The organism is Methylomonas stagni, assembly GCF_050154735.1.
Classification (GTDB): domain Bacteria; phylum Pseudomonadota; class Gammaproteobacteria; order Methylococcales; family Methylomonadaceae; genus Methylomonas; species Methylomonas koyamae_A.
The window spans coordinates 873,584-900,235 of the sequence record NZ_CP189557.1 but is presented as its reverse complement, the minus strand read 5'-3'; the positions used below and the strand labels follow the sequence as shown (position 1 = coordinate 900,235).

The 26,652-nt window shown below is 57.8% G+C and carries 25 protein-coding genes and 2 pseudogenes; 8 read left to right on the top strand and 19 right to left on the bottom strand.

Annotated features, from left to right (window positions below; translation table 11 throughout):
* Positions 1–95: 95 nt before the first annotated feature.
* Positions 96–1,106, top strand: a pseudogene (groEL, locus tag ACP4CD_RS04260) (chaperonin GroEL); the annotation flags it as partial.
* Between the two features lie 198 nt (positions 1,107–1,304).
* Here groEL and ACP4CD_RS04255 read toward each other — a convergent pair.
* The 3 genes from ACP4CD_RS04255 to ACP4CD_RS04245 form a co-directional block, all read right to left on the bottom strand.
* Positions 1,305–1,616 (bottom strand): hypothetical protein, encoded by a 312-nt coding sequence (locus tag ACP4CD_RS04255; RefSeq protein ID WP_071156609.1) that lies wholly within the window; start codon positions 1,614–1,616, stop codon positions 1,305–1,307.
* Positions 1,617–1,814: 198 nt separating this feature from the next.
* Entirely contained in the window at positions 1,815–2,549 is a 735-nt protein-coding gene (locus tag ACP4CD_RS04250; protein ID WP_426993706.1) for an SDR family NAD(P)-dependent oxidoreductase, read from the bottom strand.
* A 9-nt stretch (positions 2,550–2,558) separates the two neighbouring features.
* The gene (locus tag ACP4CD_RS04245) at positions 2,559–3,215 is read right to left on the bottom strand and encodes a DUF938 domain-containing protein (protein ID WP_071156605.1); all 657 of its coding nucleotides are present in this window, start codon (positions 3,213–3,215) and stop codon (positions 2,559–2,561) included.
* A 222-nt stretch (positions 3,216–3,437) separates the two neighbouring features.
* Between ACP4CD_RS04245 and ACP4CD_RS04240 the strand changes: the two genes are divergently transcribed.
* Complete coding sequence (locus ACP4CD_RS04240; RefSeq protein ID WP_426993705.1) at positions 3,438–4,985, top strand: sigma 54-interacting transcriptional regulator; 1,548 nt, start codon at positions 3,438–3,440, stop codon at positions 4,983–4,985.
* Positions 4,986–4,995: 10 nt separating this feature from the next.
* On the opposite strand, the gene ACP4CD_RS04235 is transcribed toward ACP4CD_RS04240, so the two are convergent.
* Positions 4,996–6,588, bottom strand: coding sequence for an ABC-F family ATPase (locus tag ACP4CD_RS04235; RefSeq protein WP_426993704.1), 1,593 nt, complete (start codon positions 6,586–6,588; stop codon positions 4,996–4,998).
* Between the two features lie 170 nt (positions 6,589–6,758).
* Positions 6,759–7,883 carry an aminotransferase class V-fold PLP-dependent enzyme gene (locus tag ACP4CD_RS04230; RefSeq protein WP_426993703.1) on the bottom strand — a complete coding sequence of 375 codons (1,125 nt, stop codon included), beginning with the start codon at positions 7,881–7,883 and terminating at the stop codon, positions 6,759–6,761.
* A 408-nt stretch (positions 7,884–8,291) separates the two neighbouring features.
* Between ACP4CD_RS04230 and ACP4CD_RS04225 the strand changes: the two genes are divergently transcribed.
* The 6 genes from ACP4CD_RS04225 (at position 8,292) to ACP4CD_RS04200 (ending at position 13,863) form a co-directional block, all read left to right on the top strand.
* A complete protein-coding gene (locus tag ACP4CD_RS04225; RefSeq protein WP_426993702.1) occupies positions 8,292–8,960 on the top strand; it encodes a secretin and TonB N-terminal domain-containing protein in 669 nt (222 codons plus the stop codon).
* Positions 8,930–10,645 (top strand): TonB-dependent siderophore receptor, encoded by a 1,716-nt coding sequence (locus tag ACP4CD_RS04220; protein WP_426993701.1) that lies wholly within the window; start codon positions 8,930–8,932, stop codon positions 10,643–10,645. The genes ACP4CD_RS04225 and ACP4CD_RS04220 overlap by 31 nt, the downstream gene beginning before the upstream one ends.
* Positions 10,646–11,797 carry a PepSY-associated TM helix domain-containing protein gene (locus ACP4CD_RS04215; protein WP_426993700.1) on the top strand — a complete coding sequence of 384 codons (1,152 nt, stop codon included), beginning with the start codon at positions 10,646–10,648 and terminating at the stop codon, positions 11,795–11,797. It abuts the gene before it with no gap.
* 85 nt (positions 11,798–11,882) lie between these two features.
* Positions 11,883–12,269, top strand: a complete 387-nt coding sequence (locus ACP4CD_RS04210; RefSeq protein WP_426993699.1) for a hypothetical protein — start codon at positions 11,883–11,885, stop codon at positions 12,267–12,269.
* 132 nt (positions 12,270–12,401) lie between these two features.
* A complete protein-coding gene (locus tag ACP4CD_RS04205) occupies positions 12,402–12,614 on the top strand; it encodes a hypothetical protein (protein WP_064029764.1) in 213 nt (70 codons plus the stop codon).
* Positions 12,615–12,648: 34 nt separating this feature from the next.
* Entirely contained in the window at positions 12,649–13,863 is a 1,215-nt protein-coding gene (locus ACP4CD_RS04200; protein WP_426993698.1) for an MFS transporter, read from the top strand.
* Here ACP4CD_RS04200 and ACP4CD_RS04195 read toward each other — a convergent pair.
* The 14 genes and pseudogenes from ACP4CD_RS04195 to ACP4CD_RS04130 form a co-directional block, all read right to left on the bottom strand.
* Complete coding sequence (locus ACP4CD_RS04195) at positions 13,860–14,438, bottom strand: histidine phosphatase family protein (RefSeq protein WP_426993697.1); 579 nt, start codon at positions 14,436–14,438, stop codon at positions 13,860–13,862. The genes ACP4CD_RS04200 and ACP4CD_RS04195 overlap by 4 nt on opposite strands.
* A 163-nt stretch (positions 14,439–14,601) precedes the next feature.
* Positions 14,602–14,886 (bottom strand): annotated as a pseudogene (locus ACP4CD_RS04190) (transposase domain-containing protein); the annotation flags it as partial.
* 14 nt (positions 14,887–14,900) lie between these two features.
* Positions 14,901–15,842 (bottom strand): ADP-glyceromanno-heptose 6-epimerase, encoded by a 942-nt coding sequence (gene rfaD / locus ACP4CD_RS04185; RefSeq protein ID WP_426993696.1) that lies wholly within the window; start codon positions 15,840–15,842, stop codon positions 14,901–14,903.
* A 6-nt stretch (positions 15,843–15,848) separates the two neighbouring features.
* Positions 15,849–16,295: a 50S ribosomal protein L9 gene (gene rplI, locus ACP4CD_RS04180; protein WP_064029775.1), complete on the bottom strand. Its 447-nt coding sequence runs from the start codon at positions 16,293–16,295 to the stop codon at positions 15,849–15,851.
* Between the two features lie 33 nt (positions 16,296–16,328).
* Entirely contained in the window at positions 16,329–17,246 is a 918-nt protein-coding gene (locus ACP4CD_RS04175; RefSeq protein ID WP_064029778.1) for a hypothetical protein, read from the bottom strand.
* Positions 17,247–17,266: 20 nt separating this feature from the next.
* Positions 17,267–17,497, bottom strand: a complete 231-nt coding sequence (rpsR, locus tag ACP4CD_RS04170; RefSeq protein WP_013818223.1) for a 30S ribosomal protein S18 — start codon at positions 17,495–17,497, stop codon at positions 17,267–17,269.
* Between the two features lie 18 nt (positions 17,498–17,515).
* Positions 17,516–17,947, bottom strand: coding sequence for a 30S ribosomal protein S6 (gene rpsF, locus ACP4CD_RS04165; RefSeq protein ID WP_064029780.1), 432 nt, complete (start codon positions 17,945–17,947; stop codon positions 17,516–17,518).
* 199 nt (positions 17,948–18,146) lie between these two features.
* Complete coding sequence (locus ACP4CD_RS04160) at positions 18,147–18,533, bottom strand: group III truncated hemoglobin (protein WP_426993695.1); 387 nt, start codon at positions 18,531–18,533, stop codon at positions 18,147–18,149.
* A gap of 214 nt (positions 18,534–18,747) precedes the next feature.
* Entirely contained in the window at positions 18,748–19,392 is a 645-nt protein-coding gene (locus ACP4CD_RS04155; RefSeq protein WP_426993694.1) for a YkgJ family cysteine cluster protein, read from the bottom strand.
* Positions 19,393–19,810: 418 nt separating this feature from the next.
* The gene (locus ACP4CD_RS04150) at positions 19,811–20,599 is read right to left on the bottom strand and encodes a TonB-dependent siderophore receptor (protein WP_426993693.1); all 789 of its coding nucleotides are present in this window, start codon (positions 20,597–20,599) and stop codon (positions 19,811–19,813) included.
* Between the two features lie 25 nt (positions 20,600–20,624).
* Positions 20,625–21,527 carry a TonB-dependent siderophore receptor gene (locus tag ACP4CD_RS04145; protein WP_426993692.1) on the bottom strand — a complete coding sequence of 301 codons (903 nt, stop codon included), beginning with the start codon at positions 21,525–21,527 and terminating at the stop codon, positions 20,625–20,627.
* A gap of 39 nt (positions 21,528–21,566) precedes the next feature.
* On the bottom strand, positions 21,567–22,847 hold the full coding sequence (locus ACP4CD_RS04140) for a PepSY-associated TM helix domain-containing protein (RefSeq protein ID WP_426993691.1): 1,281 nt from the start codon (positions 22,845–22,847) through the stop codon (positions 21,567–21,569).
* A 164-nt stretch (positions 22,848–23,011) separates the two neighbouring features.
* Positions 23,012–25,411: a TonB-dependent siderophore receptor gene (locus ACP4CD_RS04135; protein ID WP_426993690.1), complete on the bottom strand. Its 2,400-nt coding sequence runs from the start codon at positions 25,409–25,411 to the stop codon at positions 23,012–23,014.
* Positions 25,412–25,640: 229 nt separating this feature from the next.
* A complete protein-coding gene (locus ACP4CD_RS04130; protein WP_426993689.1) occupies positions 25,641–26,600 on the bottom strand; it encodes a FecR family protein in 960 nt (319 codons plus the stop codon).
* Between the last annotated feature and the right edge of the window lie 52 nt (positions 26,601–26,652).

The following is a 26,652-nucleotide window of genomic DNA, read 5'->3' as shown; positions in this document are numbered from 1 at the left end:
GCGAGGACGAAATCCTCGGCGTCTTAGAAGCCTGAATTTCCAAGACGATTCATTTTTAACATTCCGATTTAAGTGTTTTTGGAGGAAAAGCATTTATGGCTGACAAACAAGCGTTATTTGCCGACGAAGCCAGCCAACGCATGCTGGCGGGGTGAATGTTCTGGCCAATGCCGTCAAACAAACTCTGGGCCCGAAAGGCTGCAATGTAGTATTGGAGCGCAGTTTTGGCGCGCCGACCGTGACCAAGGACGGCGTATCCATAGCAAAAGAAAACGAGCTGAAAGGCAGGTTCGAGAACATGGGCGCGCAAATGGTCAAGGAAGTGTCTTCCAAGACTTCCGACGTGGCCGGCGACGGCACTACCACCGCCGGCTCTTGCGCAAGCCATCGTCCGCGAAGGTTTGAAATCGGTCTCGGCCGGCGCCAATCCGATGGGCATCAAGCGCGGCATCGACCAAGCCGTTAGCGTCGCGGCCGAGGAATTGAAAAAACTCTCCAAGCCCCGCACCGACAGCAAAGCCATCGCCCAAGTCGGTAGCATTTAGGCCAACTCCGACGACGCTGTAGGTCAAATCATCGCCGATGCGATGGACAAGGTCGGCAAGGAAGGCGTGATTACCGTCGAAGGGGGCTCCGGCATGCAGAATGAACTGGAGGTGGTGGAAGGCATGCAGTTCGACCGTGGCTACATTTCGCCGTAGTTCGCCAACCAAAAAGAAGGCATGACCGCCGAACTGGAAAATCCTTATATCCTGTTGCACGACAAGAAAATATCGAACATCCGCGATCTGATCCCGCCGTTAGAAAAAGTCTCCATAGCCAGCCGTTCGCTACCGATCGTCGCCGAAGACGTAGAAGGCGAAGCGCTGGCGACCCTGGTGGTCAACACCTTGCGCGGCATATTGAAAGGCTGCACGGTCAAGGCGCCCGGCTTCGGCGACCGCCGCAAAGCCATGCTGGAAGACATGGCGATTCTGACCGGCGGCACGGTGATTCCCGAAGAGCTGGGCTTCCGCCTGGTGGAACAACTGGGCAGCGCAAAGAAAGTCCAGGTCTCGAAGGAAAACTCCATCATCGTCGATAGCGCCGGCAGTACCGAGAACATCAACGTGGATTTCATCGCCCCGCGTACGGTTACGATCATCCCTCGCGCATTAGGCGTCCCTGCGCCGGACTTTGCGACCGATCGCCTGGAAACGCCAGGGTAACGTGCCGATATTGGCGTAAACGTGACGTCTTCTAACGAATTTCAAGTGCGTGGCTTCCGGTATTGAACGCGACGGGCAACGTCATCGTCATCCAAGCTATCCACCCGTATAAAACGGGGAGTCCATGCCGATATTGGCGTCTTGGGTGACGTCGCCATCGAACAGTTTTACCGACAAATTGCCCTTCACTTGTTGGGTAAACGGCAGTAACAAGCCGTCGATATAACGTTGGGCATTTTCTATCGAATCGAATTCGTAAAAACCGCCTACCGTGTGATTGTTGATACCGCTCAACCAAGTTTTGGACTTTAAACCCGAATATGTTTTCATCTCGACATTGATCGGTCTCCAATCAATTTGCTCGAACGGAATCGCCACTTGGAACTCCGCATATAAAAATATTTTCATCCGTCTACCTCGTTTGAATTAGTGTTTTGACTCTGAAAGGCGTTGGAAGGCTTACCGACATAAGGGTCTAGGAATACTCCCAATCGCCGCTCACAAACCGACCCTGCATTTCTCGGGCACGAAAACCGTTTGACGATCGTTAACTGATCGGTTGGCGCCGACGACTCTTGGCTCTCGCCGACCGATCGGCCAATCTGTTCAAAACGGCTCCTTAAAGGGTCGAAAATCCAGCTCCTGCGTCCAGGCGCTGGGATGCTGCCGGTGCAGCGCCCAGTAGCTTTCGGCCAACGCCTCCAGCTTTAACAAGCCGTCGTCGCCCTTGGTCGAGACGTATCGGGAAAACTGGCCTCTTGCCCTGTCGCCGTCGATAACGCCATCGATAATGGTATGAACGACGTGGACACCCTTGGGCCCGAACTCCCGCGCCATGCCTTGCGCTAAGGCCCGCAAGCCAGCCTTGGCGGCGGCGAATGCGGTAAACGGCGGTCTGGCGCGGGTTGAGGCCGTCGCGCCGGTAAAAATCAACGTGCCACGTCCCTGGGATTGCATGATCGCGGCCGCCTGTTTCCCGAATAAAAACCCGCCGAGACAGTTTTGCCGCCACAGGCGGCTAAACATATCGCTGTCGGTTTCCAGCAACGGCGCGCAGTTGTTGCTGTCGACGTTATACACCGCGATCGCCAATGGCAAGCCGCGTTCGCGAATCGCGTCGAACAGACGCTCGACATCCGTTTCGCACGTGGCATCGGCCACTACCGCGCTACTCCGACCGCCCGCCTGGGCGATTTTTTCGGCGACCAGCTCCAGTTTGCCGGCGCTACGTCCGGCAATGAACACGTGCAACCCTTGCGCGGCGAAATGTTTGGCCAACGCGGCGCCCAATCCCCGCTCCGGCCCTACCCCGATGACAACCGCCGACCCGAATCCGCTCATCGCTCCTCCTTAGGATTTTCGGCCGAAAATCAGCGAGAAATTATTCGCCGGCATGTCGATTTGCTCCTTCAATTCCATGCCGTGCCGCTCGGCCGCGGCGCGTAAATCGGCGACATCTTTCAAGCCCCACTCGGAAACGCCCGCCGAACTGAGGGTTTCGTGAAACACCTTGTTCGAATCGGTCGTAAAAGTGCCTTCCACGCGGAACGGGCCGTAAATCAGCAAAATACCCTGATTATCGAGCAAGTGCGAGGCGCACTCCATCATGCCGTCGGCGATGGAGATCGGCGCAACCTGAAAAATGTTGATACAAAAGATGGCGTCGAAGCTGCCTTTCGCGCCGGGATTGAACCAGGTGTCGGGATCGGTCAAATCCAAATGGACCGGGTCGGCAATATTGTCGTTACCGTGATCCACCGTCAATTGCTTGATGTTATCGAAGACCTCCCGATCCTTATCAGTCGGATGGAAGTGCAAGTGGTCGAAATGCGGCGCGAAAAAATTGATATGCATGCCGCTGCCGCTGGCCATTTCCAAAACCCGACCTTTATCTTTGGGGAGTTTCTCTTTTAATACGCCTAAAATCGGTTCGCGATTGCGATTACCGGCCCAGGCCACGTATTCGCTCAATGGATGCGGATTCAATGGCGGTTTGTTGTCACTCATGTTGTTGTCCTCGAAAGATCGTTATCGTTGTCGTTAAATCCAGCCCGCGGATTTAATGAAATCGGCAATTTACCCGGCTGGCGCATCGAGTACAGCAATACGCGGGCCAAGCCTCAAAACATGCCTGATCGGCGTAAAATCAAAGACCTATCGCAAGCCATTCGGCCAAATCGCGAATCCGTGCTTCAATAAGTGAAATTTAATTTCAATTGTTAGCGATCGATGAACGAACACGATTTTTCCCAGATTTCCCCGGCGTTTTTTCTGCAAACCTTCATCCTGGAATTGATGCACGCCTGCGAACAGGAAGGCGGCGACTACTGCGAATCCTTGATCGAACGCATCGCCAAGAGTGCCGGTCTGTACTTCGAGCAAACTTACCGGGCAGAATACCGACGGTCCGGCGAACTGGACCAGGACGCCTACATCGACTTGATTCTGGCTCTAAAAAATCATATCGGCGGCAATTTTTCGCTAGCTTCCGTGGAGGCCGGCACCATTACCGTCGTTAACACCCGTTGTCCGTTCGGGGACGGCGTAAGCAATTTTCCGGAACTATGTCGAATGACCTCAAGCGTGTTTGGCGGAATCGCCGCCCGGAATTTCGGCTACGCCAAAGTCGAAATCCGCCAGAGCATCGCTCGGCAAAACGGGGGTTGCGAAGTGTGCATTCACACTCGGCGCGATGGCGCCGTCGGCAAACCCGGTCTGGAATATCGCCGCGAGAATCAGCCGGAAGATAAGCTGGAAATGGCCGCGCTGCATTCGCGGATTGAAGAGCGGATGCGTAACGTCTGGTGGAGCCTACCCAAGCGTCATCCCACCAAACCAGCGCCGGCCATCGTCGCCAAATCGGCGGCGATGCAAAGCGTCTTGCAACAAGTTGAAGTCGTGGCGCCGACTAAGGCCACGGTACTGATTAACGGCGAAACCGGCGTGGGTAAGGAGTTGATAGCGCGAGCGATACACGCGATGAGCGACCGAGGTCACAAACCGTTCGTGGCGATCAATTGCGGAGCTATACCGGAAAGTCTGATCGAAAGCGCGTTGTTCGGCCACGAAAAAGGCGCGTTTACCGGCGCCATCGAGGTTCATCAAGGTTTTTTCGAACGCGCCGAGGGCGGAACACTGTTTCTCGACGAAGTCGATGCCTTGTCCCCCGCCGCGCAAACCCGCTTATTGCGCGTGATTCAGGAGGGCGAGATGGAGCGGGTCGGCGGCAAGCACACCTTGCACGTCGACGTGCGGATCGTTTCGGCCAGCAACCGATCCTTGACGCAATACGTCGAACAAGGCTTGTTTCGACAGGATTTATTCTATCGCTTGAATGTGGTGCGCCTATGGATACCGCCGTTGGCTCAACGACCGGAAGACTTGCCACATCTGGTGCAATTGATCTTGAAACGCCTGAACCAAGCCTACGCGAAAAACGTTCAGACGGTCAGCCGCGACGTGATGGGACAAATCCGCGCCTACCATTGGCCCGGAAACGTGCGCGAGCTGGAAAACACGTTGGAACGCAGCGTGTTGTTCTGCAAGGGCAGCGAATTGACCCGTCTTGAGCTGGACAGACAACCTGTCGCCGTCGGCCACGACTGGCGAACGCACAAGCAAAGCTTGGTCGATGACGCCGAATCGGCCTTCCTACGGCAGGCATTGCAAAACCATCGCGGCAACGTCAAACCGGTCGCCGACGCGATGGGGCTAACGCCGAGAGCGGTTTACGCCAAGCTGAAAAAATATGGCATCGTGCCGAGCCGTTTTAAGTAAGCGGACGGGACTACGCAATATCCTGGCTGCGCAAATACTCTTCGTATTCGCCTTGGTAGTCGATGACGCCGTTGGGGGTCAACTCGATAACGCGGGTCGCCAGCGACGAGACGAATTCGCGGTCGTGGCTGACGAAAATCAACGTGCCGGGGTAGTTTTCCAACGCGATGTTCAGCGATTCGATCGATTCCATGTCCAAGTGGTTGGTCGGCTCGTCCAACACCAGCACGTTGTTTTTTTGCAGTATAAGCTTGCCGAACAGCATCCGGCCTTGTTCGCCGCCGGACAGCACCTTCACCGATTTATTGATCTCGTCCTGCGAAAACAATAAACGCCCCAGGGTTCCGCGTATCACTTGATCGTCGTCGGTGTCCTTCCGCCACTGGCCCATCCAATTGATCAAGGTCAGATCTTCGGCAAAATCCTCGGCGTGGTCTTGCGCGAAATAGCCGACATCGGCGTTTTCGGCCCACTTGACCTCACCTTGATCCGGCGCCAATTCGCCGACCAGGGTTTTCAACAAGGTGGACTTACCGATGCCGTTGGGGCCGATCACCGCCACCCGCTCGCCAGCGGCGATCATCAAATTGAGGTTTTCGAACAAAGGCCGCTCGCCATAGCCTTTGCCAAGGTTTTCCACTTCCACGGCCAAGCGATGCAGTTTTTTGGCTTGGTCGAAACGAATAAAGGGGTTGACCCGGCTGGACGGCTTGACTTCATCGAGCTTGATCTTTTCCAACTGCCGCGCCCGCGACGTGGCTTGCTTGGCCTTGGACGCATTGGCGGAAAAGCGGCTGACGAAGGTCTGCAATTCGGCGATCTGGGCTTTTTTCTTGGCATTGCTGGCCAGCAACTGCTCCCTGACCTGGGTCACGGCGGTCATGTAATCGTCGTAGTTGCCCGGATACACCCGCAGCTCGCCGTAATCCAGATCGGCCATGTGGGTGCAGACGCTGTTCAAGAAATGCCGATCGTGGGAAATGATCACCATCGTCGATTCGCGCTCGTTCAGCACGTTTTCCAGCCAGCGTATCGTGTTGATATCCAGGTTGTTGGTCGGCTCGTCGAGCAACATGATGTCGGGATCGGCGAACAAGGCCTGGGCCAGCAACACCCGCAGTTTCCAGCCGGGGGCGACCGCGCTCATCGGACCGTTATGCTGCTCCAGCGGAATATCCAGCCCCAGCAGCAGTTCGCCGGCTCGGGATTCGGCGGTGTAACCGTTGTATTCGGCGAATACGGCTTCCAACTCGGCGGCGCGCATATAGTCGTCTTCGGTCGCGTCCAGATTGGCATAAATGGCGTCGCGTTCCGACATCGCCGCCCACATTTCGGCGTGGCCCATCATCACCACGTCCAATACGCGGCGGTCTTCGTAGGCGAATTGATCCTGACGCAACACGCCGATGCGATCGTTGGGCGCGATGCTGACATTGCCGGCCGACGGCTCCAAATCACCGCTGAGGATTTTCATAAAGGTCGATTTGCCGCAACCGTTCGCACCGATCAGACCAAAGCGATGGCCGTTGCCGAATTTAACCGAAATGTTTTCGAACAGGGGCTTGGCCCCGAATTGCATCGTGATGTTAGCTGTAGAGATCAAGAAAATATCCGTTAGATAGAATAGCCAGGCCTAGCCCGGCCATAAAAAAGTAGGAGGCGGCATTTTAACAGAGTTGTCGGGCCCCGCCGCCGACAACGCCGACAACGCCGCAACCCGGCTTCCGCCAGGCGCCGTCGCGACACCGCTCGGCCCCGGCCCGGCGGAGAGTCTTACAGTTGGTCCAAAGCCGCCGCCAGCGTCGCCACGGTGCGGTCGAGGTTTTGCAGCTTGTCCAAACCGAACAAACCGAGCCGGAAGGTGTTGAAATCCGCGCCTTCGCCGCACTGCAACGGCACGCCGGCGGCGATCTGCAAACCCAGATCGACGAATTTCTTGCCGGTCTTGAGGTCGTCGTCGCTGGTGTAGCACACCACCACGCCCGGCGCACCAAAACCGGTCGCGGCGACCGATTTAAAGCCGCGTTCGGCCAGCAAGGCGCGCACGCGACTTCCCAATTCCAGCTGCTCGTCCTTAACCTTGGCGAAACCGTAGGCTTCGGTTTCCAGCATCACCGCGCGCAAGCCGCGCAAACCGTCGGTCGGCATCGTCGCGTGATACGCGTGGCCGCCCTGCTCGTAAGCTTCCATGATTTGCAACCATTTTTTCAGGTCGGCGGCGAAGCTGGTGCTGGTGGTGGCGTCGATGCGCTCGCGCGCCGCCGCACCCAGCATCACCAGGCCGCAACACGGCGACGCGCTCCAGTCTTTCTGCGGCGCGCTGATCAAGATGTCCACGCCAAGCTGCTTCATGTCTACCCAGACCGTGCCGGATGCGATGCAATCCAGCACCAACAGCCCGCCAACCGCGTGCACCGCGTCGGCCAGCGCCCGCAGATAATCGTCAGGCAACATCATGCCGGCCGAGGTTTCCACGTGCGGCGCAAACACAAAATCCGGTTTCTCGCGGGCGATGGCCGCCACCGCTTCCTCGACGGGTACCGGCGTATAGGCCGGTTGCGGTCCCGCTTCGTTGGGCCGGGCCGCCAGCACGACAGCTTCGGACGGAATCGCCCCCATCTCGAAAATCTGGGTCCAGCGATAGCTGAACCAGCCGTTGCGTATCACCAGACATTTTTTGCCGGTGGCGAATTGGCGCGCCACCGCTTCCATGCCGAAAGTCCCGGAACCCGGCACGACGATCGCCGCTTCGGCGTTGTAAACGGTTTTCAGAATGCGCGAGATGTCGCGCAGGGTTTCCTGAAACACTACCGACATATGATTGGTCGCGCGGTCGGTGTAGACCACCGAATATTCCAACAAGCCATCCGGATCGACATGGGCTAATAATCCAGGCACTGTTTCATCTCCTCGTTTGATTAATCTTCAACTGAATTCGACTTTGTCGGATTCCACACAATCTCGGCGGGCGCGCCGATCGCCTGCCTGCCCGAATTCGGACCCGGCAACGACGCGACGACAGCCGCCGATCCCGCCGGCCGGCCGACGCGGACCAAGCAAGCCGGCCATCTTATCGCGACTTGGCTTAAAAAGTATTCAAGATGCGGGCCATATCGGTTTTCGGTGTTCGCGAGTTGGCTGGAAGGCTGGACGGGATGCCAAATCAACAAGGGTTGCGGCGCGGCCTGGGAACATGCCCCCAAGTCTTCCGAACCAGCTCGAAGCGGCCCAAATCGTCTTGGCTGGCGGGATTTTCAATCCGCTGCGTCTATGCCTGTGTAACCCCCAAACATGGAGAACAGGAATATGACACCGACAATCAAACGCCTGGCGGCCGGCATTGCGCTGATGTCCGCGCAAGCCTACGCCGAGGAAGGCATCCACCGATTTAACATTCCGGCGCAAAGCCTGGTCTCGGCCTTGCAACAGCTATCGGCCCAGTCCGGCGCGGCGATGCTGTATGCCGAACAATCGGCCGCCGGCAAGACCAGCCCGGCGCTGCAAGGCGATTTCACGCTGACGGAAGCCGTGCGCCGCCTACTGACCGGTAGCGGCCTGACATTCCATATCGGCGCCGACGGTACCGTCACCCTCAAGCCGGCCGGCAACGACGGCGCTTCGACACTGGGCGCGGTGACCGTCACCGCGAATGCCTTTTACGACAGCACCAACCCCTACAATCCGGACTACACCCGCCCTACCGCCGCGACCGCCACCAAAACCGATACCGCGCTGATCGAAACCCCGTTTTCGGTCAAGGTGATTCCGCAACAGGTCATCGAGGATCAGCAAGGCGTGCGTTTAGAGCGGGTTCTGCAAAACGTCAGCGGCGTGACCCGCGAGCCGGCCGGCAACTTGACCGTGGAAAGCTTTAACGTGCGCGGCTTTCAAAGTTTTTACACCTACCGCGACGGCCTGCGGATGGGGTTGTTTTCACCCAGGAAATGGCCAACGTGGAGCGAGTGGAAGTGTTAAAAGGCCCCGGCTCTATTCTGTACGGCCGCGCCGACCCCGGCGGCGTCATCAACATCGTTACCAAGCAACCGTTGGCCGATCCGTATTATTCGTTGCAACAGCAATTCGGCTCTTACGATTTTTACCGCACCGCGATCGACGCGACCGGTCCGTTAACGGCCGACAAATCGCTGCGCTACCGGGTGAACCTGTCCTACGAAGACGCCCACTCGTTCAAGGAATTCAACAAGAACGAAAACATCTTCATCGCGCCGGTCCTGGTCTGGGAAATCAGCCCGCGCACCCGAGTTGGCCTGGAACTGGAATACGCCAACATCCGCTCGCCGGTTGACATCGGCATTCCGCCGCTGAACGGCAAGCCGATTCTACTGCCGCGCGAACGCAATCTCGGCGAATCCTGGGCCAAGCGTAATAACGAACAGATTTTGGTGGGGCTGAATTGGTCGCACGACTTCAACGACGCCTGGAACATCAAGCAACGCTTCAACACGCAGCTGGTCACCGAGGACGAAGTGTATGTGGGCCGCAACGGCTGGATTGGCGACGGCGTGGACAGCCGCTATTACGGTCAGCAAACCGACACGATGAACACTTATTTCACCAACGTCGACCTGACCGGCAAGTTCGACACCTGGGGCGCCAAGCACACGCTGTTGCTCGGCGGCGATTATTACCAGCAGGACGAAATGGCCGATTACGCCGACTACATCGGCGACTTGCCGATCAACGTTTACAACCCCAGCCATTTGGCCAACCGGCCGTCGCTGGCCGGCGGCGACGTCGGCCAATACGGTAGCCTGACCGAGTGGTACGGCGTTTATCTGCAAGACCAGATCAAACTGCCCTTCAACCTGCACGCGCTGGGTGGTTTGCGTTACGACAACGCCACCACCACCGACAATTTCGCGCCGTTCAGCAGCTATGTCGACGACCGGGTCAGCCCGCGCGGCGGTCTGTTATGGCGGCCGATTCCGCAATTGTCGGTCTACGGCAGCTACACCGAAAACTTCGGCGCGACCAACGCCTTCGATCAGGATAACAAGCCGCTCCGGCCGCAAACCGCGCGGCAATGGGAAGTCGGCGTCAAGACCGAGCTGTGGGACGAACGCTTCACCGGCACGCTGGCCTACTTCGACTTGACCAAGCAAAACATGCCGACCGTCGATCCGCTGCATCCCAACCGCTCGGTGGCCATCGGCGAAGTAGCAAGCCGCGGCCTGGAAGTCGATTTGGCCGGCAAGATCCTGCCCGGCTGGCAGATCATCGGCGCCTACGCCTACACCCCCTTCGTCGAAGTCACCAAGGATTATGCCGACGACGGCACCGGCAACGTGACGCCCGGCAAAACCGGCAAGCGCAACCCCAACGTCGCCCGCCACAACGGCAGCTTGTGGACCACCTACGAGTTCCAGTCCGGCGAGCTGAACGGTCTGACGCTGGGCGGCGGCGCGACCGCAATCGGCAACCGCAAGGGCGACTTCGACAACAGCTACACCCTACCCGGCTACGCTGTCTTCAACCTGATGGCCGGCTATAAACTCAAGCTCGGCGGCAGCCGAGCCAGCCTGCAGTTGAACGTGGACAACCTGCTGGATAAAACCTATTACTCCGGCAGCAACGGCGGTCAGGTCATCCACTACGGCATGCCGCGCACCTTCATGGGCTCGTTACGCATCGAGTACTAAATGAGCCGCCGGCGCCTGCGCGGCCTGTGGCTGAGGCTGCATCGTTATCTGGGCCTGGTCCTGGGCCTGCCGCTAGCGCTGATCGGCCTGAGCGGCAGCCTGATCGTGTTCGGTTGGCCGCTGGATGCCTGGTTGAATCGTGAGCTGACGCGGGTAGCGGTTCCGCCCGATGCGGTGGCACGGCCCTTGGCCGAAATCGTCGCGGCGGCGCAAGCCCGCCTTCCGGCCGATGCCGCGCCGCTGGACTGGCTGGTTTTTCCCGAACAAGCCGATCGAGCCTTCCGCTTCAGTTACCGCTTGCCAACATCGCCCGACAGCTACGAGATGTTCGTCGATCCCTACACCGCCACCGTGGTCGGTCAGCGTTTGTGGGGCGACTTCGCCGCCTGTTGCAGTTGGCACGGACCGATCATGACCGTGATTTACCGATTTCACGACTCGTTTTGGCTGGGCGAAACCGGCCAAACCCTGGTGGGCGGCATCGGCTTGATCGGTTTGGTTTCGGTCCTGAGCGGTATCGCGTTGTGGTGGCCGAACCCCGGCAAATGGCGCGCGGCGTTGACGGCCAAGGCCGGCGCCAGCCGCCAACGGCGGGTGTTCGATCTGCATAAATTGGCGGGGAGCTATGGGTTCGTCGGGTTCGCCGCGTTGTTGTTCACCGGCGCCTACATGAACTTTACGGCGCAAAGCCGGGCCATCGTCGATCGCTTTTCGCCGCTGACGACGGCGCCGGACGACTTGCACTCGACGCCCGGCGCCGGCCCCGCGCTGTCGGTGGATGCCGCCGTCGCGGCGGCGCGGCGCTATTTTCCCGGCGGCAAACCGGCATCGCTTGCCTTGCCGACCATGCCGGACGGCGTCTACGTCGTCGAGTTGTTCGGCGGCGACGAAGTGACGCCGACGCTGGCCGGCCATCGCCTGACCATCGATCAATATTCCGGCGCCTTGCTGTACCGCCGCGACCCGGCCAACTTCAGCGCCGGCGACCGCTTTCACGCCTGGCAATTCGGCCTGCACAGCGGCCAGGCCTTGGGCTTGGCCGGCCAACTGTTGGTGATGGCCTGCGGCTCGGTGCCGGCGATACTGTACGTCACCGGTTTCATCCGCTGGCGGCAAAAACGCCGGGCGCGCCGCGCGCTGAGCCAACGTTAGATTCAGCCGGTAAATTTAGGATAGCTTCGGTCTCGGGACCGTTAATCGGCCGTTCGCCTGGGCCCGGTCAAATAGGTGCAGGTGCTTGAACTACGCGGTCGGCCCGACCATTTATAAGGCAAGCGCAATGAAACCAAACCCTTCGTTCCCTTCGACTCCGCTCAGGGAACGCCCTAACCTCAACTCAGTGAGCGCCTTAGACGTCGCTGAGGAAACCGTCTTTGCCTTAGCTCTAGCCTACACGCGAAGCCAAACTGTCGCGTGGGTCCGTTATCGCCGGCTGCCGATGAGCGGAAGCAACCGGATTGATTCTGCACTAAGCGGGTATCTCCAGCTCGGCGACGAACAAAAAACACTCGGCGTCGAGTATCGCCGGGTCGACGCCGGGCAAAAAATCTCGACGCCGGGTATCAACGACATCGGCGGCGCAAAATTCAACGGAGCGCTAACGCGGCATCGCTGGATCGGCTAAGCCGTCCACGCTGCGATCTGTTGCGAGCGGTCGCGGTCGATCCGAGCGCGGAGACCGCCGCAGCCCAGGCGTTTTTGACCCAGGTCCGCTCCGGTTTCGCGGTGGCCGCCCGATCCGTACCGGCGATGCGTGATGAATTTTGCGGTGGACGCCGCGCCGTCGCCGTTGTCGATCGATCGGAAAGACCGGCGGCGCGACATCCACAAAGGCTTCCGCTTCGGCGAGGTCAACGATCCACGCAAGGCTCAACCAATCGCCGGCCGAACCGGCAATCGAAGGCCTTGGCGGCGCGGGGTTGCGGCACATTGCCGGAAGCCGGCCCACCCTGCATCCGGATGCCTGTAAAATCGCGGTTTTGTTGTCTGCTTCGCCAAGCCCCGTGACCGCCGCCGCCAGTCGTCTCCATCATTTCCGCTCGCCCTTCGACGATGGGCGATCCATCGCGATTTCCCTGTACATGACGCTGGTCGGCTACGGTGTGTTGGTGGCCTTGCCGGCGATCAGTGCCGCGCGCGTGGCCTTGCTGGGGTTTTCCGAAGAACAGGTCGGCCGGCTGTCCAGCGCCGATTTGGGCGGCTTGGCCGCCGGCGCGGCGCTGGGCGCGGCCTTGATTGCCAAGGGCAACCGGCGGCGCCTGGTATGGCTGGGCGCGCTGACCGTGATCGTCGCCAATGCCTTGTGCATGCGGTATCAGCAATACCCGATCACGCTGCTTCTTCGACTGCTGGCCGGCTTGGGCAGCGGTCTGTACACGTCGGTGGCGGTGGCCAATCTGGGCGCCACCGCGCGGCCGGCCCAGGCCTATAACCGCATGCTGTTCGCGTTCGCGTTTTCCCAGGCGCTGGAATTACAGGTATTGCCGCACTTGTCGATGAACGGCATTTACGCCGGTTTCATCGCGGCCTACGCCCTCGGTCTGGCGGGGTTGAACTGGATGCCCGCCCACGCCGCGGACCGCCAGTTGGACGTGGCCGTCGATGTCGAGAATGGCGAAGGCCACCGCGTCGAACATCGCCGCGTGCCGGCCTACCTGGTTTGGCTGTGCCTGCTGGCGATCTTGCTGACTTATACCAACATCGGCGGCTATTGGACCTATATCGAACTCGCGGCCCACTCGGCCGGCGTCGCGCCGGATTGGATCAGCCGCTTGCTGGTGTGGGGTTCGCTGGCCGGGATTTTGGGTTGCTTGCTGGCGACCCGGATCAGCAACCGCTTCGGCTTGGCCAAGCCGCTATTGGCCGCGTTGATGATAATGGCGGCGGCGGTCGGCTTGCTCGGCTTGGGGATGAATACCGCGAGCGTGACACTGAGCCTGTTGGCGTTCAATTGGCTGTGGATATTCATCGACGTGTATCAAATGGGCTTTATCGCCAACGCCGATCACTCCGGCCGCTATTCGTCGCTGATTCCCGCCGCGCAAGGCTTAGGCCAAATCTTCGGCCCCAATATAGCCGCATCGCTGTTGGCCGGCGGCGCCGATTATGCGGCAGTTTTTGGGGTGTGCGCGCTGTTCGCGTTACTGGCCTGGCTGACCTATCTGGCGACCTACTTTCGGCTGCGCCGCCTGATACCGGAACTGGCCGACGCCGCTTAATCGCCGACCGAACCGGTGCCGGACCGCTGATATACCGCGAATGCCCAAAAGTCATGGTCCGGTTTCGCGGGACCGCTCCAGCCCTGGGCCCTTAATTCCCGCGCGATCAAGTAGTTGATAACACCGTGCCCCACCAAGACCACCGGCTCAAATTCTGCGGCCAGGCCGATCAAGCGCTGGGCCGCGATCCGCGCGCGGCGTCTGGCGTTGCGATAGGATTCGCCGTTTCGGGCATATCCCGCCAACCATGCCAAACGCAACAAGGTCAACCAAACCGAAATCGGCAGCGTTAAAGCACCGCTACTGAAATGCGGCAACGCCGCTTCGCGAAACACCGCCTCCGCCGCTTGCCGATCGTCGAATCCCAAGGCCCGCGCCGACTGCCGGGCGCGCGGCAAATCGCTGCAAACTACCCGCTTCGCGCCGGCCGCGATCGCCAATGTTGCCGGCGGCGGCGTATCGACGATGTCGGCGTTTTGGTAGGCGCGAGCAATGCCGGCCAACTCGCGAGCCCTGGCCCTGCCGGTCAACGCCACGGCTGGCCGACCATGGCGAATCAGGATAATGCGTGGCATACCGTTAGGTTTGGATAAAATCTCAGGTTAACACGATCCCGCGCAAACGGCGTGGGGCGAATTAAACCTATCGCGACGCAAGCGCTAGCCGACAGCATGACCCGGCATGCACATTTGGGACAATCGGAATTACCTTACCAACGCCGCCGGAGAAGGTGGCGCCTTACGACTCAACGCCACCGAATTGGAAGCGAAATCGAATAAGCTGGCAGCGAACACTTGCCCTGTTGCAAGGTAGCAGGGCGTCGAAGTCTTCGACGGTTTTGGCCTGCGGCAACAGACGGAACAATTCCACCAAATAGCTGTAGGGATCGATGCGGTTGGCTTTGCAGGTTTCGATGAGCGAATAGAGATTGGTGCTGGCCTGAGCACCGGCCACCGTGTCGCAGAACAACCAGTTGCGGCGTCCTGTTACGAAGGGGTGTATGGGGTTTTCGCAGAGGTTGTTGCAGCGTTTTTATCTTAGCTGTTCAGCCATTGCATATATAAACGCACGCCTTCTTCGACGGTTTTAAACCGCAGGTCGCAACCGCTGGCGCGCAATTTATCGAGATTGGCTTCGGTAAAGCTCTGATAGCAACCTTTTAGGTGCTCGGGGAAGGGAATGTATTCGATACGACCGCGACCGTGATAGGCGATGACGGCGTTGGCGACATCGTTGAAGGTCTGGCTGCGGCCGGTACCGCAATTGAATATACCGGAAACCGCCAGATGATCGAGGAACCACAGATTGACGTCGACCACGTCGCCGACGTAGACGAAGTCGCGGCGTTGCTCGCCGTTACCGTAACCGTCGCAACCTTCGAATAGCTTGATCGCGTCGGCTTGTTTGATTTGGTTGTTCAGATGAAACGCAACGCTGGCCATGCTGCCTTTATGGGCTTCGCGCGGGCCGTAGACGTTGAAATAACGCAACCCGACGACCTGGGCGGTCAACTGTGTTTGCCGGCGCAGGTATTGGTCGAATTGAAACTTGGAATAACCGTAGACGTTCAGCGGACCTTCGTAGGCCAATTCTTCCTTGAACGTCGGATCGGCGCCATAGGTCGCGGCGCTGGACGCATAAATGAACGGGATTTTATGGCTCTGGCAATAATGAAACAGCGTCTTCGTGTATTCGTAGTTATTGTCCATCATGTAGCGGCCGTCCCATTCGGTCGTCGCCGAACAAGCTCCCTGATGGAAAATCGCCTCTATCGCTTCGGCCCGGAACGCGCCTTGTTGGAGACGTTCCAGAAAAGTAGTTCTATCCAGGTAGTCGGCGATCCGGCACTCGACCAGATTTTTATATTTGACCCCGTTGGTCAAATGATCGACCACCAGAATATCGTCGTAACCGCGAGCGTTCAGCCCCAGCACCAGATTGCTGCCGATGAAGCCGGCACCCCCGGTTACGACGATCATATCGGATTACTCGGCGACGACTTTGATCGGCAAGGTCACGACCACGTCGGCATGCAGGTTGAATGCGATGCCGTACTCGCCGATGTTGCGAATCACGCCGTTCGGCAAACGAACTTCGTGTTTCTCGACTTTAACGCCGGCTGCGGTCACCGCGTCTGCAATGTTGTGGGTGCCGACGGAACCGAACAGACGGCCTTCGTCGCCGGTTTTGTGAGCGATGACAATGCTCAATTTGCTCAAGGCTTCGCCACGAGCGGTAGCAGCGGCCAACTTGTCGGCGGCTTGTTTTTCCAGTTCGGCGCGGCGTTCTTCGAATTCCTTGATTTTCGCCGGCGTGGCCAATACGGCCTTGCCTTGCGGAATCAAGTAATTTCTGCCATAGCCGGCCTTGATGCTGACTTTGTCGCCCAGGTTGCCCAAGTTGGCGGTTTTTTCCAGAAGAATGACTTCCATCTTAATTACCTCGTATCGACCATCGGTCGAAAATTAGGAGCTCGAGGCCCCGTTGGATTTGAATTTATTACGTAAGTCCAGCCAAGGATCGACGACGCCGCAAAGCGCGATTAACGCCATGACATGCGGAACGGCAACCAGCGTGATATATAACAGCGGCACCATGAAACGCGCCCAGTTACCGGCGGCGAACACCGCATGCAGCAAGGCCGTGCCTATCGTCGTGTACAACGCGAACAACACCAGCAATACGTTCCAGCTTAGCTCGGAGGCAAGCCCGGACGTGACCGAGGCGAAACCCAGCAGGGCCAAGGTTGCGAAAGCCAGCGGCCGGTGTCCGGCAAGAGCGATGAACTCGCTACGAAAGCCGCCGGGGTTATACAACAAGGCTTGCCACCAGCGCGCCAAAAACAAGCCCAGCAACAGACCGTAAATACTGCCGGCCGCGATGACGCCTGTCATATAATGCGCAAACTTATCCGCCGCCTCTTTTACATTAACCGCCGGAATATCCGGTTTGGCGGCCAACATGGGTTGTATCAGCAATTCGAGCACGCCGCGCCATAAACCGGCGGGCTCGCTCAAAAACAAATACACGGCAATTACCGCCAAAATACCCAGACCCACCGCCGTTTCGACCGCCACGCTGAGTAACCGGCCTTCCCGCAGCACAATGGCAATCAGCCAGACCGGCAGCCACAACACTAAGCCGTACAACAGTGCGAATTGGTAACCGCCCAGCAACACCAAGCTCAATAAGCCGGCTGCCAGACAGGCGCAAATCAGTACGTACAAACCTTCGCTGGCGCCTCGCCGCAACGTGACCAAAGCCACCGAGGCCGAACTTACAATACTTGCCGGAGGAAAAGGCAGCGATAGCAACGCGGCTGTGGATGCCACCGTCATTGCCGACATCCGTCCTTTCATGATGAAAGTCGCTAAAAACCGCACGCCGCCCTCCCCGGCGTCAATTATTTATGCGCGTCGCAGAACGGCAGCAACGCCAGGAAGCGAGCCTGTTTGATCGCCGAGGTCAGTTGCCGTTGATATTTCGCGCTGGTACCGGTGATGCGGCTTGGGATAATCTTGCCGGTCTCGGTAATGTATTCGCTGAGCAGATCGAGATCTTTGTAATCGATGACGATTGCGTCTTCGCCGCTGAAACGGCAACCCTTTTTACGTCTGATATTGTTACGTGCCATGTGTTTACTCTCGATAAATTATTCGGAATCGGTCGCTGCCGCTTCGGTTTCTTCCACAGCGGGTGCCTCTGGCTCTTCCTGCTCTTCCTCGACTTCGTCCTTGCCGCGGCCGCCGGATTTTTGGCCGTCGCCGCCGCTGGTGGCAATCGCGGAAGGCGCGGTCACGGCTTCTTTTTGCGCCAGGGTCTGGCTGCGCAGGATGGCATCGTTAAAACGGAAACCGGCTTCCAGTTCTTCGAGCGTGGCTTGGCCGCATTCGATATTCATCAGCACGTAATGGGCTTTGTGGATTTTTTTGATCGGGTAGGCCAAATGTCTACGGCCCCAATCTTCCAGACGGTGGACTTTTCCGCCCGCCTCTTCGACGGTGGATTTGTAACGCTCTACCATAGCCGGCACCTGAGCACTTTGATCAGGATGGACTAAGAAGACAATTTCGTAATGACGCATGATTTCTCCTTACGGTTTAAACAGCCTCCCGCCGTGGATGGCGATGAAGCAAGGGATAGGACAAAATGCCCTAAAAAGCCGCCGATTATAGAAAACTTAAGCACTGTATTGCAAAGGTTTTATACACGGAGACCTAAAGCGGTCTCCGCTGATCGGTTTTAAAGGGTGGAAAGGGGTGATTCTGGGCGAAGAACCCAGGCTAGCACGACTTGACTGGGTTGTAATCGAAAAACATGCCGTGTTTAAAACCTTCCGCCATCTGTTCCGCTTTGGCGATGGCCCGGCCGGCCGCTTCAGCCGGCAACGCTTCGACAGCGGTTTCCCTGAACAGCGCCAGCCAGCGATCGAAGTGTTCCAGCTTCAAGCGTAAACGGGCATGCACCGGGTAAGGCGTACCGTGGTAACGATCGGTCTGCAACAAGGCATGCGACCAAAAGTTTTCGACGATGCGATGGTGCGCGTCCCAGTCGTCGATGGCGGCGTCGAATATCGCCTGCAGTTCCGGGTCGGCGGCGGCCTTTCCGTAAAAGCGCCGCACCAAATCGGCGATGTGCGCTTCAGTTAAGGATTCATCACGGGCATTCATTGGGGCATCTCGTTGTATTCGTAAGTAACACCGTACTGTCGTCATCGCACTTCAAGTTTCAGAGTCTTTTCCCGCATCCCGAGGTTGACGGAGCGGATGCGCCTCAATCTGAAATGCAAAAGGTATCGTCGCCAACTCCCACGCCGCTTTGAATCCGCTGCCGCCGGCATCGGCCGGCGCCGAGCGATCGTAACTAGCGCCCAACAGGCCAGACTCAGGCCAGCAACTTCAGCGTATCGAAAGTGCGCGCCATTTCCTCGCGCCCCACGTCGCCAGTCGCGGCCGGAAAAAATACGTCTTCACCCACCAGCCACGCCGCTTGGCTATCCGCATCACCCAGCGCCATCATCACCGCGCGGTTCAACTCGTATAACTCCCAGGCGTAACCGGCATCGCGCAACGCCGATTGCATCGCGTTCTGAATCAAACCGCGGAAAGTGCGGTGCGGCTCGGAAATCGGCACCCGATCGGCGCGACCGGCAAATGCATCGACGCAAGCTTGCCGGTCGTAGGAAGCGTGTCCGCGACAGGCCAATGGCCGCACTTGATAAATCGCACAAGCACCGCGCCGAATGAACGGGCAAGCCCGCCGCAACTTAACTCGCTCCGCTTCATTCAAGCCGGCGGTTTGACGATCGGCCTTGGCGAGTAGATCGGCCAGACCTAATTCGCTGTTCTGGCTCGCGGTCCAGCGAATATAGCGTGCGATCAACAACACCTCCGGCGCGGTCGCGGTGACCCGCAACGTGCAACAGGTGGCGCAGCCCTTGTCGCAAGCGATGGGCGGATGGCCTTCGGTTTCTTCGGCGACATTACCGTCAAAGCTACTGAAGGCCTGGGACAATAGGCCGTCGATCAAATCCGGCGGCCGCGCCGCGCCGCCAATGTATCGGCAAACGCCTCGCTCTGCGCGGCGAAAAAACCCAAGCAATCGTCTTCGTTCATCCCGCCTCCCGGCACGCGTTACGGAGGGCCATCGCCCCTTCGGTTAAATTACCACGCGTATTCTATGGGAAAGAACTGCTTTGCGCCTAGAGGAGAAACCGGTAGTGGTTAATTCTAGCTTGTCAGATTCTCGGTAGTGCTCGTCATTTCGGCAGGGATTGTCGAAATCCAGACTCCACTGACGGATCGAAGCTTGCCATCCATGGCACTGGATGCCCGCATCCCGGCGGGCATGACGGCGTTGCTTAAATCTGAATAAAAGAGCGACTTCGACACTATATAGCTTGCTCCTTGCGCCAAACACAAACGTATCAGACCGGCGGGGTGGTGGTTTAAAACTCCACCTTGACCATGCCCATCACCGTCGTCGGCGCGCCTGGCATGATGCCGTAACCAATAGGCACCAGCGATAACGCGCCGTTGGTACTTTCGTAATAGCCCTTGTCCAATATGTTGTAAGCATTGATTTGGGTGGTGAGTTTGGTTTTTCCGACTTCGAAGCCGTAGCTGGCCATCAAATCCACGGTCGCGTAACCCGGCAATTGAATACCGTTGTTAAGATCGCCTTCGCGCTGATCCCGCATCACCACGCCCGCGCCGAATTTCAAGCCGCGCAGAACCGTGTCCTGCAATTCGTAGGTATTCCATAGCGAGGCGGCGTTGCGCGGCACGTTGGGTAAGCGGTGGCCTACGTTGCCGGTACCGCCCGAGTTGTCGCTGTCGTTGATGACTCGGGCATCGACGCAAGCGTAATTGCCGATCACCCGCCAACCCGGCAATATCTCGTCGGCCACATCCATTTCCACGCCGCGACTGCGGACTTCGCCGATTGCCACCATCGCGCCGTTCAACAAGCCCAGCGGACTGGTATCCGGTATCGGCAGGTTTTGCTTGGTAATCTCGAACCAGGCCAACGATCCGGTCAGTTTGCCGTCGAACCATTCGGTTTTGATGCCGGCTTCATATTGTTGCGCGGTCAAGGCCGGCAAGGGTTGCTGATTGGCATTGTGGCCTTGGCTCAAACCGAAGTTCTCGACGTAATTGCCGTAGACGCTCAACTCGTTGAACGGTTGCCAGACAATGCCGAAGCAGGGTTTGACGGCGGTTTCGGCGTTGGACACCGGCGTATACGACTGTAACGGCCGATTAGGATCGGCAAAGTGTACGTCCTTGGCGGCTACCGATCGGCACGAACTGCGGATTCAAATCGCTGAGCGGCAAATACGAGATGTCGAAACGGTGATTGATTTTCCAATGGTCGTTAAAAGCGTGCGACCAGTCGAACCCAAAACTGATGCGTTCCGAATCCAGATTGTTATTGGGTCCGGACAAGTTCAAGGAATTTCGCAACGCGAACGGTCGATTATTGTTATTCGGAGCCAGAAATCCGTAGTCGGTGGCATTGTTGCTGCGCTGGTATTCCAGATGTAGATCCAAGCTGGTTCGATCGGAAATATTCCAACGTAGATTCGGCGCCAGAAACACCCGCTCGTGTTCGACAAAATCGCGATACGAACCGCTGTTCTCGTAGGCCAGATTGACCCGGTATAACAGCGACTTGTCGTCGGTGATCGGCCCGGTCGAATCGATTGTAGTGCGATAGAAGCCGTAGGAACCAAACTGCCGCGCGACGGCGGTATGCGGTTCGTCCAAGGTTTTTTTGGTGACTAGATTAACGATGCCGCCGGGCTCCATCCGCCCGTACAGAATCGACGCCGGCCCTTTTAACACCTCCACTTTTTGGATATTCGCCAACTCGCGAAAACCGTCGGCAATACGGATGCTGGGCACCCGCATGCCGTCCCGATAGTAATCCTGGGGCACGAAGCCGCGAATCACCCAACCGTTTTGCTGGCCGTAAGCCGCGCCGACGCCGCCGGCCGGAATCACGCCGCTGACGTTCTCCAAGGCTTTATCCAATCTGACCGACTGCCGATCTTCCAACACCTGCTTAGGGACGACTTGTATCGAAAACGGCGTTTCCATGACCGGCGTGTCGGTTTTGGTGGCCGTCGACGAGTTACGCAAGCGACGGAAGACTGGCCACACGCTAAATCGTTTCGATGCACGGACCAACCAAAACCGCATTCATTGGCCCGACGTTACCGAACCAAGCACGCGCGAAGTTCGTTTGGCTCGCCGTTTTTGGAGCCAGCGTATCACGCCGGTGACGAATAATACCGGGCAAGCCAAACCGCTCGACAACACCAGAATCCGCCCCGGCCAACCGAAGGCATGGCCGCTATGCAAGGGCCATTGCCAATCGTAGAAAACGTCGGCGTTGGAGCCGGTGCCGGAATCATAGACTTTCAGAATTTCGCCGCTGTATTGATCGACGGCAATCTCCCGATAGCCGACGAAGCGGCTTAATTCTTCGATGTCGCGCTTCATGACCCGGAACACGTCGGTTCTGTCTTTGGGGGCATTCAACATCCACAGCCGGCCGCCAGGGTAGCTTTTCTGCATGATCGCTTCCACCCGCGACAAGCTTATCGCCGCTTGTCCCTCAACCGGAGTGGCACTATCTATGGTTTCCGGAATACCGCTGTAGGCATTGGGCCGGGTCATCGTCGAGAACGGCTTGACTACTACGTCTATTCGCTCCGGCAGCGTCATGTAGATGCCGGAAAACAGCACCGGCAATAACACGATGCTGAAATAGAAGCTGGCGGTTTTATGCAGATCGAAGTTAAACCTGACCGAACCCGCATTGGCTTTAAATGTCAGTGCTTGTCTGAATTTGCCGGTAAGCGGCCACCAGACGATCAAGCCGGTCAATACCGAAATAATCGAAAATGCGCCGAGAATCGCGACGATAGTGCCGCCGCTTTTGCCCATCAGCAAACACCAATGCAGTTGCATGATGAAACTGACCAAGGGCCGACCCCAGTATCGATCTTTCGGATGCCAGAGTTGTAAGCCTTGAACTCGCGCGGTGTAAGGATCGACGAAAATGTAATAGCCGTCGCCCTTGCCTGACGGGGTTTGTTCCCGGACAAAATATAAAAATTTATAGGCAATATCGGCTTTGCGTGGGTAGTACACTTTAAAAAAGTGGCTGCCCGCCGGTTTAGCGTTTTCGGCCGCCGCGACTATGTCATCCAATGGGCGTAAATTGCGCCGCCCCTCGGCCGGTAAGGATACGACCGACAACTCCGGGTTCAAAATCTCCTGCAGTTCCTGGTAGAACACCAGGATGCCGCCGGTCAGACCGACAACGGCCAGCAACAATCCCGCGCTCAAGCCGAGATAAAGATGAAACGCCAGCCAGCGTTTCCGACGGGCTTTGAGCGCGTTTAAACGGCGGGCGGAAACTGCCGACGAAGCGAGCTCAGCCATTCGCGAGTAATTCTCGGATGCTGGTTTCATGGCGATTTTCATAAACGTCAATGACTGAAAAATACGACACGGCGTGTGAACATGCGCTTCGCGCACCCTCCTATACCGGTTCCCGATTAGAACTCGACCTTAACCGAACCCATGAAAGATCGAGGCGTGCCCCAGGTTGCACGGGTTTGAAAAGGCATCGCAAATCAGTCGTGGACATACTCCTTATCCAGCAAATTGGTCACGTTGAGCTGTAACGTGACATTGGTTTTCGCCACCGTCCGCGTGTAGGCCGCCAATAGATCGATGACGCCGTAACCGGCAAAACTAAAGTCGTGATTGTCGAAAGTGGCTTTCTTGTCGCTGACCAACTCCAAACCTGCCCCAACCTTGAATCCGCGCAGAGACTCCTGCTGGAAATCGTATGTCGTCCACAGCGTGGAAGTGTGTTTGGGAATGCCGCGAAAACCGCCGCCAACTCTGATGTTATTCGGGTTGTTTTCTTTAAGAACTTCGGTTTCGGTGTATGCATAAGTGGCGATAGCGTTCCATCCCGGCAAAATTTCGCCTTTAACATCCACCTCAACGCCTCGGCTTTGCGCTTCGCCAGTCGCAACCGCGAAGCTCGGATTGAGCAAATCAGTGGTCGCGATGTTCCGCTTGGTCAATTGATAATAGGCGACCGTACTCGTCAACCGATCTTCGAAAAATGCGGTTTTAAAGCCGACCTCCCACTGTTCCGCGGTTTCCGGCGGCAAAAACGATTTATCGCTGGTTAAATTGCCATTGGTGACGCCAAAGTTTTCGACGTAGTTTCCATAGAGGCTCAGCCAGTTAATAGGTTGCCAAAGAACCCCCACCTGCGGCGTCACCGCATCGGCTTTCTGGCCGACGGTTCCGGCGAGCACGTCATACTGCTCCACATTCTGATAGCGGAATCCGCCCATGACGTGGACGTTATAAGGCAGTTTGATTTGATCTTGCAGATAAATCCCGTAAAAGTCGGTTTGGGTATGAAACGACTGGCTGGCGCGCGTCGTTGGGTCGATGGGCGGATTGCCGGTATGGACGGGGTTGTAAATGTCGATGGTGCTCGCGGCCGTGCTGCTGTAACCGACGGAATTGATGTCTTGCAAATAATAATCGCCGCCAATCAACAAGGTGTGTTTTAGAAATCCGGTATCGAAATGGCCGGTCAAATTGGTGGTCGTGAAATAGCTGTCGTTTGTGAAAAAGTCGCTGGTGAGTAAGCGTCTGTTCAGCGTGCGCTGGTCGGCTTGCAGCGTGCCGGGTAACATCACCACGCGGTCTCGATCCAACAACTGGATATTCAACTGCTCCGTCAATACCCAATCGTCGTTAAATTTATGAGTAAGATTCAAGCCGATCAGCTTGTCTTCGACATGGTTGCGGTTGTCCTCCATCAAATTCCGTTCGCGCGGAATGTCCGCCAAACGCGGATTGATCCAGGAGCCATCCGCCCTGGTGCCGTCGATAATTAACGGTCGGGCGTGCAGATCGTACACATTGTTTTCCTTACGGTACTCCAGCTCTAACAGCGCGGTGGTGGCGGGACTGATATTCCATTGCAGTACCGGTGCAACGAACAGTTTGTCGTAATCGACGTTTTCCCGAAACGAACCGCTTTTTTCGAAGGCGAGGTTCATTCGGTACAGCAAATCTTTATTGTCGGTCACCGGTCCGGTGGCGTCGAGGCTGGAGCGGAACAAATCAAACGAACCGAATTGCTGCTGGAACGCGTAATACGCGGTATCCAGCGGTTTTTTCGTGACGATATTGAGCATGCCGCCGGGCTCGACGCGGCCGTACAACATCGCGGCGGGGCCTTTCAGTACTTCCAGACTTTGCACGTTCGCCATGTTTCGCGTGCCTTCCGGGCCGGATGCGTCGATACGAAAGCCGTTGCGAAACAAGTTGTAGTTATAGAAGCCGCGTATGGTCACTTGATCCGTCAAACCGCCCGCCGCCTGACCGGTGGTCACGCCGCTAACGTATTTGACGGCCTGATCGATTTTTATCGCTTGATTATCTTCCAACACCGCTTTCGGAATCACCTGGACGTTGAGCGGCGTCTCCATGATCGGCGTGTCGGTTTTGGTCGCGAATGAGGTGTTGGGTACCGAGTAATCCTTGTTGAATGGGTCGGTGGCGTCGTATTGTCTTTTGCCGGACACCATCACGGCGGACATGGTCGTTAAATCCGTGGAGCGTGAGCTTGGCGCTGTTTGTAAGGTCACGCTATTTCGGCCGGTTAAGCGATAGCTCAGTCCAGTCCCTCTCAACAATATCTCCAACGCCTGTTGCGGCGAGTAGTCGCCATTGACTACATTGGAGCGCGCGTTTTTCGCCAAACCTGCCGGAAAACCCACTTGCCAGTCGCTGGCCTCGATGAATGCGTTCAGCGCGTCTTCCAGCGCTTGCGCGGGGATCTGGAAATGGCGGACGGCGTCGGTTTGGCTGGCCGGTTCGGTATGCCCGAATTGGAACGGCGATAGCGTCAACATGCCGCCGAGGGTCAGCGCGATGGCCGCGCTCAAGCCGCGCGAACCTTGAGAATGGCGGATTTCAGTGGACTTTTCGATCATGATCTCTCCGGTATCGTTGGTAACGTAGACGGCGCCAATTCGGCGCATGGTTACCGAGACGTACCGGAAAGCGGATCACACACTTGCCAGATAAAATATTTTTGCCGCTTTTGCCGAAGGCACAGTTCGGCTCGGTCGGGAGAAGCCCAAATGCCGAGGACCGAGCCGAATGACCATGCGAAGACGCGTGCTCCGGGCAAATACGATTTTTGGCGGGACGGCCTATGCCTTAGCGTTTTAACACCGTCAGGTACCCGTCCAAACCGTAGACTTTGGCGCCTGCGATGTCGGCCAGCGTGCGGACCAGCGCGGCGGTGTCCTGTAATTTGTAGTTGCCGGTGATCCGGATTTGCCCGAGGTCGGCGTCGGCGACGACGATGGCACCAGGATGGTAGCGGTCCAGTTCGGCGATGACATCGGCGAGCGATTTATCCTTGAAAATCAAGCGCCCCTTCAGCCAGGCAAAGCGTTGCTCCGCATCGCTGGCCGCCGGTTCCGATACGCCGGCCGCCGAAATGTCGCTGTGCTGACCGGCCCGTACGGTCCGGCTTTCGCCGCGTTCGGTGCTGCAAACGACCACACCGCTTTCGACGTCGACCGACGTGGTCGCGCCGTCGCGCACGTTGAAACGGGTTCCGACCACGCTGACCGAGCCTTGCGCGGCGCGCACCAGGAAAGGCCGGGCTTTGTCCGGTTGTACTTCGAAATACGCTTCCCCTTTCAACAAAGTCACGCCGCGCCGGCCGTCGGCGTAGTCAAGCTTTACCGCGCTGTCGGTATTTAAAATCAGCGCGGAACCGTCGGCGAGTATTTCCCGGCGCTGTTTGCCGGCCGCGGTCGCAACATCCGCGCGCAGTACGTCTATCCAGCCGGCGGCGAACGCCAGCCAGCCGCAGGTCAGCATCACACCGGCCGCGGCCGCCCAACCGGCCGTAAAGCGCTTGACCGGCATCGGCAACGGAATCGCCGCGTACTGCCCTAGCGCGACGGTCAAGGCCGACGAGTGCCACAGCGCTTCGGCGCGTTCGTAAGCCTGCCGGTGTTCCGGCGATAGCTGCAACCAATCGGCGAACTCCCAACGCGCGCTGGCGTCGGCCGGTTCGCCGCTCAGGCGGCTCAGCCAGGCCAAGGCCTCGCGGTCAAGGGCGGACAGCTCGGGTGGAAATGAAGAATCGGTTGCGGTGGACATCGACGATTGGGCGGAAGTGACGACGGATAGTATCAGCTTAGCGGGTCGGCAT

What these genes read in the sequence shown, in the direction of transcription:
- ACP4CD_RS04225 (WP_426993702.1), top strand. Translation starts at nt 8,292, where the DNA reads ATGACACCGACAATCAAACGCCTGGCGGCCGGCATTGCGCTGATGTCC.
- ACP4CD_RS04135 (WP_426993690.1), bottom strand. Translation starts at nt 25,411, where the DNA reads ATGATCGAAAAGTCCACTGAAATCCGCCATTCTCAAGGTTCGCGCGGC.
- ACP4CD_RS04250 (WP_426993706.1), bottom strand. Translation starts at nt 2,549, where the DNA reads ATGAGCGGATTCGGGTCGGCGGTTGTCATCGGGGTAGGGCCGGAGCGG.
- rpsF (WP_064029780.1), bottom strand. Translation starts at nt 17,947, where the DNA reads ATGCGTCATTACGAAATTGTCTTCTTAGTCCATCCTGATCAAAGTGCT.
- rplI (WP_064029775.1), bottom strand. Translation starts at nt 16,295, where the DNA reads ATGGAAGTCATTCTTCTGGAAAAAACCGCCAACTTGGGCAACCTGGGC.
- rpsR (WP_013818223.1), bottom strand. Translation starts at nt 17,497, where the DNA reads ATGGCACGTAACAATATCAGACGTAAAAAGGGTTGCCGTTTCAGCGGC.
- ACP4CD_RS04255 (WP_071156609.1), bottom strand. Translation starts at nt 1,616, where the DNA reads ATGAAAATATTTTTATATGCGGAGTTCCAAGTGGCGATTCCGTTCGAG.
- ACP4CD_RS04240 (WP_426993705.1), top strand. Translation starts at nt 3,438, where the DNA reads ATGAACGAACACGATTTTTCCCAGATTTCCCCGGCGTTTTTTCTGCAA.
- ACP4CD_RS04195 (WP_426993697.1), bottom strand. Translation starts at nt 14,438, where the DNA reads ATGCCACGCATTATCCTGATTCGCCATGGTCGGCCAGCCGTGGCGTTG.
- ACP4CD_RS04140 (WP_426993691.1), bottom strand. Translation starts at nt 22,847, where the DNA reads ATGAAACCAGCATCCGAGAATTACTCGCGAATGGCTGAGCTCGCTTCG.
- rfaD (WP_426993696.1), bottom strand. Translation starts at nt 15,842, where the DNA reads ATGATCGTCGTAACCGGGGGTGCCGGCTTCATCGGCAGCAATCTGGTG.
- ACP4CD_RS04220 (WP_426993701.1), top strand. Translation starts at nt 8,930, where the DNA reads ATGGCCAACGTGGAGCGAGTGGAAGTGTTAAAAGGCCCCGGCTCTATT.
- ACP4CD_RS04245 (WP_071156605.1), bottom strand. Translation starts at nt 3,215, where the DNA reads ATGAGTGACAACAAACCGCCATTGAATCCGCATCCATTGAGCGAATAC.
- ACP4CD_RS04130 (WP_426993689.1), bottom strand. Translation starts at nt 26,600, where the DNA reads ATGTCCACCGCAACCGATTCTTCATTTCCACCCGAGCTGTCCGCCCTT.
- ACP4CD_RS04160 (WP_426993695.1), bottom strand. Translation starts at nt 18,533, where the DNA reads ATGAATGCCCGTGATGAATCCTTAACTGAAGCGCACATCGCCGATTTG.
- ACP4CD_RS04215 (WP_426993700.1), top strand. Translation starts at nt 10,646, where the DNA reads ATGAGCCGCCGGCGCCTGCGCGGCCTGTGGCTGAGGCTGCATCGTTAT.
- ACP4CD_RS04205 (WP_064029764.1), top strand. Translation starts at nt 12,402, where the DNA reads ATGAATTTTGCGGTGGACGCCGCGCCGTCGCCGTTGTCGATCGATCGG.